The organism is Sphingomonas sp. BE138 (genome assembly GCF_031456125.1).
Taxonomy (GTDB): domain Bacteria; phylum Pseudomonadota; class Alphaproteobacteria; order Sphingomonadales; family Sphingomonadaceae; genus Sphingomonas.
Genome location: NZ_JAVDUC010000045.1, coordinates 1 through 8578 on the forward strand (window position 1 = coordinate 1; position 8578 = coordinate 8578).

Consider the following 8578-nt stretch of genomic DNA (forward strand, 5'->3'; position numbering starts at 1 on the left):
CAAATGGAGCAGCTTACCACTGGCAGGATTTCTCTCCGCCGCACCGGCACCTATGCCGGCGCTCCCGTGGCCGGGTTTGTCACCGCCCTACACAGAAGTAGCCGTACCGCGTCCGCGTCGCCGCCAGATCGCGGATGCGCAGCATGAGCGGCGCCTGGTCCGGCCGATGCGACACGTAGCGCACTGACGACCGGTCAACGCCCAGCGCCGAGCAGCTGCGTCGCTCGCTAACGCCATGGGACGCCTGAACGTGCGCGACGAGCTCGCGCCGTCGTCCAGGCGTCAGGGCTTTTTTGACAGAACGTCCTGCAGGATGTGCTTGTCCAAACTCAGGTCGGCGACGAGCTGCTTGAGCTTGCGGTTCTCCTCCTCGAGCAGCTTCAGCCGACGCAGCTCGCCTACGCCGAGGCCGCCGTACACCTTCTTCCAGCGGTAGAACGTCTGCTCCGAGATCCCCATCCGGCGGATCACCTCCGCTACCGACGTACCTGTCTCCGCCTGCTTCAGGGCAAAGGCGATCTGCTCCTCGGTGTGCCTCGTCTTCTTCATGTCCCAGCTCCTCGCCCGCAGGCTTCAAAGGGCCGGAAAACTCTCACTCAACATGGATGAAAAAACAGGGAGGACGTCAGATCAGTGCGCAAAAGTGGTCAACTCAGTTCACTCTACCGGATTGTTTACGTCATGGCAGATCCATTCTCCCGTACCAATTCTCATCAGCTTGTCGTGGTGGGTGACAGTGGCGATCGTCGGTGGCGGGGCGACGGGTGTACAGTTCTGCCGTGACGGAAGGCGGCGCACAAGGGTTCGAGCTGCTGTCCAAGCCTTATACGTTGGAGGAGCTGACGATGATGCTGGCGAAAGCATTGCGCGGTGCGGTGTAATCCGATTCTAACGTGAAACGGCCAAGAAAGATGGCTCTGGCGTTCTTCCTGGCATCGTGTCTGCGATAGCTGGCTGCGGGACATAAAACCGGGCCGCCGCGACTCCGTCGATCGCATTCAGCGCCTTAGCTCGATGCCGAAAAGGTATCAAGGCCAACCAAATCGGCATTTTTCACGATCAGCTTATTTTCCTAGCCTCACATAGCTGAGGAGAGGAACGGGGCGATGACACGCGTTACCATCAACGCCGTCGAGACAATCATTCTAGATGTGCCGACGATCCGGCCACACGTGCTGTCTGTCGCAACGATGCAGTCACAGACGATCGTAATCGTCCGACTGCTCTGTTCCGATGGAACCGTTGGCTTTGGCGAGGGAACAACGATTGGCGGCCTCAGCTACGGAGCTGAAAGCCCTGAGAGCATCAAGTTGACGATCGATCGCTACGTCGCGCCGGTGCTGATTGGCAGCGACGCGCGTCCTGCGTCGGCGATGGCGATGCTGCGTCGTCATATCGTGGCGAACCATTTCGCCAAGAACGCGATCGAAACCGCTTTGCTCGATGCGCAGGGAAAGCGCCTCGGCGTGCCCGTCAGTGAACTATTGGGCGGGCGACTGCACGATCGGCTGCCCGTGCTGTGGACGCTGGCAAGCGGCGATACGGATCGTGACATCGCAGAGGCGGAGGATATGCTGGCGCGGGATCGACACCATGCCTTCAAGCTCAAGATCGGCAAACGCCCATTCGAGCAAGATGTCGCGCATGTCGCCACGATCAAACGGGCGCTGGGCGATCGCGCCAGCGTGCGGGTCGACGTCAACCAGGCATGGAGTGAAGCGACGGCAAAGCGCGCGCTTCCGATGCTTGCTGATGCAGGGGTCGACCTGGTCGAGCAGCCGATCCCCGCGACCCAGAATTTAGGCATGGCCCGGCTGACCCAGATGGGCTGCGTCGCTATCATGGCGGATGAGGCGCTGCACGGACCGGAAAGCGGCTATTCGCTCGCCTGCGGACATGCCGCAGACGTCTTCGCCATCAAGATTGCACAGGCGGGTGGACTGTCAGCGGCTAAGAAGCTGGCCGGCATCGCGGAGGCTGCTGGAATTGCGCTCTACGGCGGCACCATGTTGGAGGGCGGCATCGGAACAATCGCTTCCGCCCACGTGTTTTCCACCGTTGGCGCGCTCCAATACGGCACCGAGCTGTTCGGCCCGCTGCTCCTGACCGAGGAACTGCTCGCCGAACCTTTACGATACGAAGCGGGCTCGCTCGTGCTGCCGACCGCGTCAGGTCTCGGTATTGAGCCGCGAGCGGAGGCAATCGCCGCGCTGCGTCGTGATCGGCCGTTACGTACCACGGTAGTGATGCCACTTCAGGCGGTGGGTTGAGACGATGTTATTCCACGTCACTATGGACGTGCGCATCCCGCACGATGCCGATGCCGGGATGATCGAGGCTCTCAAAGCCGAGGAGAAGGCGCGCGCACAGGATCTCCAGCGACAAGGCATATGGCGTCATCTTTGGCGCGTCGCTGGGCGCTACAGCAACGTCAGCATCTTCGACGTGCCCGGCAATGTAGAACTTCACGATCTGCTCAGCACGCTACCGCTGTTTCCGTACATGGAAGTGAAGGTCACCGCTTTGTGCAGGCATCCATCGTCGATCCATGACGACGATCGCTGACCAATCATTAGATAAGACGCCAAGGAGAGGAACGATGAACGAGAATTTCGTGCAGACACCGGAGGTACAGAACCTCCTCGATCGCGCCAGCGGCGGAACCGTCGAAGGCGGTGATCCGCGCATCAAGGCGATCACGCGCGATCTCGTCGAGGCGGTGATGATTGCCATCGCCAAGTACGACATCACGGAGAGTGAGTTCTGGTCGGCGATCAAGTTCTTCCAGGACGGCGTGGGTGAATTCGGGCTCATCGTTCCAGGGCTCGGCCTCGAGCACTTCATGGACCTCTACATGGACGCCAAGGACAAGGAGGCCGGCCAGAGCGGTGGCACGCCGCGGACCATCGAGGGACCGCTTTATGTGGAGGGTGCGCCGCTCGTCGAAGGCGACGTGAACCTCAGCGATGATCCCGACGAAACTGGCACCCTCTACATGACGGGTGAAATCAAGGGGCCGAAGGGCGAGACGCCCGATGGCGCAATCCTCCACGTCTGGCACGCCAACTCGCACGGCTTCTACTCGCACTTCGATCCCACCGGAGCGCAGACGCCGTTCAACAATCGCCGTCGGATCAAGATCGGACCGGACGGCCGCTATTCCTTCCACTCGAAGATGCCGAACGGCTATTCGGTTCCGCCCGATGGCACGACGGAACGGCTGCTGAAGTCGATCGGCCGCCACGGCAATCGTCCGGCACACGTCCACTTCTTCGTTGAAGCACCCGGATACCGTGCACTGACAACGCAGATCAACTTCGGCGACGATCCCTTCGCCAATGACGATTTCGCCTTCGCCACGCGGGAAGGGCTGCTGCCTGTGCCGCAGCGCCAAGGTGACAGTGCTTATGTCGCGTTCGATTTCGAGCTTCAGCGTTCCGCCTCCCACGAGGACGGCGTTTTCTCCGCCCGCACTCGTGCGGCAGCCTGAGACCGGAGCGGCGGTCAGATGAACAAGGTGTACGACACGCCAGCCGCCGCGCTGGATGGACTACTCTTCAATGGCATGACGATCATGTCGGGCGGGTTTGGGCTCTCGGGTAATCCCGAGAGCCTTATTCCGGAGATACGCGCCAGCGGCGTTCGCGATCTCACCGTCATCTCCAACAACGCCGGCGCCGATGGCTTCGGACTGTGGATGCTGCTGGAGACGCGGCAGATCGGCAAGATGATCTCGAGCTACGTCGGCGAGAACAAGCTGTTCGAGCAGCAGTATCTCTCGGGCGAGCTGGCGCTGGAGCTGACGCCGCAGGGTACGCTTGCCGAGCGGATCCGCGCCGGCGGAGCAGGTATCCCGGCTTTTTTCACGAAGACCGGGGTGGGCACCGTTGTTGCGGAAGGAAAGCCTGTCGAGAGCTTCGACGGCGAGGACTATGTCCGCGAAACTTGGCTGCGCGCGGATCTGGCAATCGTGAAGGCTTGGCGTGCCGACACGGCTGGCAACCTCATGTTCCGCAAGACGGCGCGCAACTTCAATCCGGTGATGGCCACTGCAGGCAGGGTAACCGTGGCGGAGGTCGAAGAGATCGTGCCGCCGGGCACCTTCGACGCTGACTGCATCCATACACCCGGCATTTACGTGGATCGGATCGTGAAGAGCACCATCAACGAGAAGCGGATCGAAAAGCTGACCACGCGCAATCGGGAGGCCGTCTGATGCCGTGGAGTCGTGACGAAATGGCCGCGCGGGCCGCGCGTGAATTGCGCGACGGATACTATGTCAATCTCGGTATTGGTATTCCGACACTGGTCGCCAACCATATCCCGCATGGCATCGACGTGACGCTGCAATCGGAGAACGGCATGTTGGGCATGGGACCGTTTCCCTTTGCAGGTGAAGCCGATCCTGACCTCATTAACGCGGGCAAGCAAACGATCACTGCGCTACCGACCTCATCGTTCTTCTCTTCCGCTGACAGTTTCGCGATGATCCGCGGCGGCCACATCGATCTGACGGTACTTGGAGCAATGGAAGTCAGCGAGGGAGGCGACATCGCCAACTGGACCATCCCCGGCAAGATGGTGAAGGGGATGGGCGGTGCGATGGATCTCGTCGCCGGCGTCAAGCGCGTAGTTGTCGTGATGGACCACGCGAACAAGGCCGGCGAGCCGAAGATCTTGCCGACGTGTAGTCTGCCGCTGACTGGCAAGGCGTGCGTCGATCTGATCGTCACCGACCTTGGTGTGATCGCCTGTGACAAGCCCGGACTGCGCCTTGTCGAACTGGCGCCTGGGGTCACAATAGAGGAGATTGGCGCGAAGACCGGTGCTGCGCTTGACGTGTCGGCAGCGCAGGCGCGCGCCGCATGACCGAAGCGTTCGTATGCGACGCCGTGCGCACGCCGATTGGGCGTCTGAACGGCAGCCTTTCGACCATTCGCGCCGACGATCTGGCGGCCGTCCCGCTTGCGGCTTTGGCGGCGCGCAATCCTTCGATCGACTGGGCGCAAGGCGACGATGTTATCCTCGGTTGCGCCAACCAGGCGGGCGAGGATAATCGCAACGTCGCGCGAATGGCGCTGCTGTTGGCCGGACTGCCGGATGCTCTACCCGGAGCGACGGTCAACCGGCTTTGCGGGTCCGGGCTGAACGCTGTCGGCATTGCCGCTCAGGCGATCAGGTCGGGGGACGCCGAACTGATCGTCGCCGGTGGCGTCGAGAGCATGACGCGGGCTCCCTATGTTCTGGGCAAAGCGGCAGAGGCGTTCGATCGCGGGCAGCGTATCGAAGACACCACGATGGGCTGGCGTTTCGTCAATCCGGCGATGCGCGAGGCTTATGGTGTCGACACGATGCCGCAGACCGCCGAAAATGTAGCGGCGCAGTGGCAGGTCACGCGCGAACAGCAGGACGCATTCGCGCTTGCCAGCCAGCACAAGGCGGCAGCAGCCCAGGCCAACGGCCGCTTGGCAGCAGAAATCGTGCCGGTCACGATCCCGCGTCGTGGAACTGAGCCGATCGTTTTCTCCGCCGACGAACATCCGCGCGCGAGTAATCTCGAGGGGTTGGCCAAGCTGAGGCCGGTCGTTCGAGCCGACGGGACGGTGACCGCAGGGAATGCCTCAGGTCTGAATGATGGCGCCGCAGCGATGCTCATCAGTTCGAAGGCCGCCGCAAAGCGACACGGCCTCACGCCGCGCGCGCGCATTCTCGCAATGGCCTCGGCAGGTGTTGCGCCGCGGATCATGGGCGTCGGGCCGATCGAAGCGGCGAACAAGCTGCTCGCGCGCACCGGGTTGTCGATGGCCGATCTCGACGTGATCGAACTGAACGAGGCTTTTGCGGCCCAAGCCATCGCCGTGCTTCGCGATCTCGGCGTCGCGTCCGACGATCCGCGCGTAAACCCGAATGGCGGCGCGATCGCTTTGGGTCATCCCCTCGGCATGTCGGGTGCCCGGATCGTGATGACAGCGGTCGAGGAATTGCACCGCACGAGAGGCCGCTATGCTCTGGCCTTCATGTGTATCGGCGTGGGGCAGGGCATCGGCCTTTTGCTGGAACGCGTGTGATGGAGCGCATGAGCCTGGGTGACGGCTGCACGCTTGCCTATCGTCTCGAGGGGGCGGTGGATGCTCCCGTCCTCGTTCTGTCCAACTCACTTGGCACCGACATGGGTATGTGGGCGCCCCAGCTTGATGCCCTCAAAGCGAAGTTTCTTGTGTTGCGCTACGACCAACGCGGGCATGGTGCGTCCGATGCGCCGAGCGGTGGCTACAGCATCGACCGGCTCGGTCGTGACGTGGTGGAACTGACTGAAGCACTTGGCATCCAGCAGTTCCACTTCTGCGGCCTCTCGCTCGGGGGCATGGTCGGGCAATGGCTCGGCGTGCGTGAGAGCACACGGTTGGACCGATTGATCCTGGCGAATACCACTGCTTACATGGGACCACCCAGCGGGTGGGATGCCCGGATCGAAGCAGTGCTTAAGGGTGGCATGGCACCGCTCGCCGATGCCTCGATCATGCGCTGGTTCACCCCTGACTTTGTCGCCTCGTCGCCTGAGGCGATCTCGCCGATTGTCACTATGCTGCGGCAGACAAGTCCTGTCGGCTATGCTGGATGCTGCGCTGCGATCCGCGACATGGATCAGCGGCGGACAGCGGCACTGGTAGAAGTACCGACGCTCGTCATTGGCGGCAGCGCGGATCCGGCAACTCCTCCTGAACATGCGCGTGCGCTGGCTACGACGATTTCAGGCGCAGCCTTGCGCATGGTCGATGCGGCTCATCTCTCGAATGTCGAGCAGCCGAGTGAATTCACGGCCGCGGTGCTCGATCACCTCACAGGCTGATTATCGGGCGCGCCGATCACGGACGAGCGCACAGAAGCCGGCGACCACGGGTGAACGGTTGTCGCGACGATACGCAAGGCTGAGCTGTGTCTGCGGTGCGTCGCCGAGGAATGGCCTATAGGCTACGCCGGTTAGCTGCGCCTCGGAGGCTGACTCGGGCACGATGGACACCCCCGCGCCAACCGACACGAGCGACAGTGCGGTCTGGATCTCAAGTGTCTCCTGCGCGATCGTCGGGGTGAATCCTTCGCGGCGACACAGCTCGAGAATGTGATCGGCAAAACTCGGACGCGGGTGTCGGGGATATATCACGAAAGGGCGCTGGGAGAGATCGCTCAATGCAATGTGGTTCTGCTGGGCGAGCATATCTTCCTCCGGTAGTGCGACTGCAAGCGGCTCGCGCTGCACGACCTCGCTGACGATTTCCGGATCACCAATCCCAGGTCTCGCGAAGGCAACGTCGATCGAGCGATTGATCAAAGCGATCCTCAGTTCCGCAGTATTCAAAGCGTGCAGCACCAGCTCCACGTCAGGATGCGCGGCGCGATAGCGGTTAAAGACACCCGGCAGGATGGAGTAGGTTGCTGAGCTGACGAAACCCACCTGAATAACGCCGACCGTTCCTTCCGACGCACGTTTTGCGACGCGCGCAGCATCAGCGACGCGCGCGAGAATGTCGCGCGCGCGTGGCAGCAACGCGTCGCCGGCGGCAGTCATCTCGATCGCGCTGCGGGTGCGGTCGAACAGCAAGGCACCTATTCCCGCTTCCAGATTCGCTATCTGGCGACTGAGCGCGGGCTGGGCGATGTGGAGACGTTCGGCGGCACGGCCGAAGTGCAACTCCTCCGCTACGGCGAGGAAGTAACGCAAGCGGCGCACGTCGATCCCCGGTGTGGTCGCGGCAAGCGGTTCGGTCGACGTCAGGTTGCGGGCCATACCTTTCATGTGCGTGACTCGTGCGGCGCGGGCAATACCGTTTCGGCATCAGGATGTGCCTATATTATATTTGCGGGTCATCGCTTGGTGGGACACTCTCCTAAGATCAAAGAGCCCCTCTAGGGGCCTGTTCGAGGAAGAGGTGTCATGCTGGAAGTGCAACACGCTCCGTCACAATCCGGTCGTCGCGTCAAATTGCAGGCGGTGGTTACCGGCGTGACCGACCGCGGCATCGTCCAGTTCGATTTCGTCTACGGCGATCCTGACCTAAGCGTCGAGCTGGTGCTACCCGTCGCCGCTTTCCGTGAATTTTGCGGTGAGAACCGCTGCCTTGTCACCGCCGCTGACCCGGCAGAGAGCGCTGCCGTGCTGCGCCTTGTCGCGGGTTCATCGGCTCCCGTCCGTACCGTCGGAGCGCTTGCATGAACATCGATATCCAGGCCGAAGCGATCACGCCGCGCCGGCAAACCTTTTCGCACATCGCGCGTCGTTTCGGGGTCGACAAACCCGCCTCACGCTATGAGGAAGCGACATTCGACGTTCAGCCGGTGACAAATTTTCATTATCGGCCAACTTGGGATCCCGAACGCGAGCTTTTCGATCCGCGCCGCACCGCAGTCGAAATGGCGGATTGGTATTCCTTCCGCGATCCACGCCAATTCTATTATGCGACCTACAACATCAATCGTGCGGCGATGTGAGCAGCCCCCACCGGGTGGTCCGGGTTGTCAGTTAGTGCATTGTGGTCTTCGCCGCCATTGCCGGGCGTAGGTGGAGCGAAGCGGAACCGGA

General features: G+C 62.0%; 10 protein-coding genes and 1 pseudogene. 9 read left to right on the forward strand and 2 right to left on the reverse strand.

The genetic code is table 11. The annotated features are described in order from the left end of the window. Window positions 1-276: 276 nt before the first annotated feature. Window positions 277-549 (reverse strand): annotated as a pseudogene (locus tag J2Y58_RS21015) (transposase); the annotation flags it as partial. Window positions 550-1106: 557 nt separating this feature from the next. Between J2Y58_RS21015 and J2Y58_RS20310 the strand changes: the two are divergent. Genes J2Y58_RS20310 through pcaD form a run of 7 tightly spaced genes read left to right on the forward strand, consistent with a single transcriptional unit; the run spans window position 1107 to window position 6850 of the window. Then, a complete protein-coding gene (locus J2Y58_RS20310) occupies window positions 1107-2270 on the forward strand; it encodes a muconate/chloromuconate family cycloisomerase (RefSeq protein WP_310107206.1) in 1164 nt (387 codons plus the stop codon). A 4-nt stretch (window positions 2271-2274) separates the two neighbouring features. Then, the gene (gene catC / locus J2Y58_RS20315) at window positions 2275-2565 is read left to right on the forward strand and encodes a muconolactone Delta-isomerase (protein ID WP_062126717.1); all 291 of its coding nucleotides are present in this window, start codon (window positions 2275-2277) and stop codon (window positions 2563-2565) included. A 34-nt stretch (window positions 2566-2599) separates the two neighbouring features. Further along, entirely contained in the window at window positions 2600-3490 is an 891-nt protein-coding gene (locus J2Y58_RS20320; RefSeq protein WP_310107209.1) for a dioxygenase, read from the forward strand. Window positions 3491-3508: 18 nt separating this feature from the next. Then, the gene (locus J2Y58_RS20325; protein WP_062126710.1) at window positions 3509-4216 is read left to right on the forward strand and encodes a CoA transferase subunit A; all 708 of its coding nucleotides are present in this window, start codon (window positions 3509-3511) and stop codon (window positions 4214-4216) included. Beyond that, entirely contained in the window at window positions 4216-4869 is a 654-nt protein-coding gene (locus J2Y58_RS20330) for a 3-oxoacid CoA-transferase subunit B (RefSeq protein ID WP_062126707.1), read from the forward strand. Before J2Y58_RS20325 ends, J2Y58_RS20330 begins: the two co-directional genes overlap by 1 nt. Next, window positions 4866-6068, forward strand: coding sequence for a 3-oxoadipyl-CoA thiolase (gene pcaF / locus J2Y58_RS20335; RefSeq protein WP_066549303.1), 1203 nt, complete (start codon window positions 4866-4868; stop codon window positions 6066-6068). The genes J2Y58_RS20330 and pcaF overlap by 4 nt, the downstream gene beginning before the upstream one ends. Beyond that, the gene (pcaD, locus tag J2Y58_RS20340) at window positions 6068-6850 is read left to right on the forward strand and encodes a 3-oxoadipate enol-lactonase (protein ID WP_310107213.1); all 783 of its coding nucleotides are present in this window, start codon (window positions 6068-6070) and stop codon (window positions 6848-6850) included. The genes pcaF and pcaD overlap by 1 nt, the downstream gene beginning before the upstream one ends. Here the strand turns inward: pcaD and J2Y58_RS20345 are convergent, their stop codons facing one another. Then, window positions 6851-7795, reverse strand: coding sequence for a LysR family transcriptional regulator (locus J2Y58_RS20345; protein WP_310107215.1), 945 nt, complete (start codon window positions 7793-7795; stop codon window positions 6851-6853). It lies immediately after the preceding gene. Between the two features lie 138 nt (window positions 7796-7933). Here J2Y58_RS20345 and J2Y58_RS20350 point away from each other — a divergent pair, with 138 nt between their 5' ends. Beyond that, the gene (locus J2Y58_RS20350; protein ID WP_062126698.1) at window positions 7934-8212 is read left to right on the forward strand and encodes a phenol hydroxylase subunit; all 279 of its coding nucleotides are present in this window, start codon (window positions 7934-7936) and stop codon (window positions 8210-8212) included. Further along, window positions 8209-8487 carry a hypothetical protein gene (locus J2Y58_RS20355; protein ID WP_310107218.1) on the forward strand — a complete coding sequence of 93 codons (279 nt, stop codon included), beginning with the start codon at window positions 8209-8211 and terminating at the stop codon, window positions 8485-8487. Before J2Y58_RS20350 ends, J2Y58_RS20355 begins: the two co-directional genes overlap by 4 nt. Window positions 8488-8578: the final 91 nt, after the last annotated feature.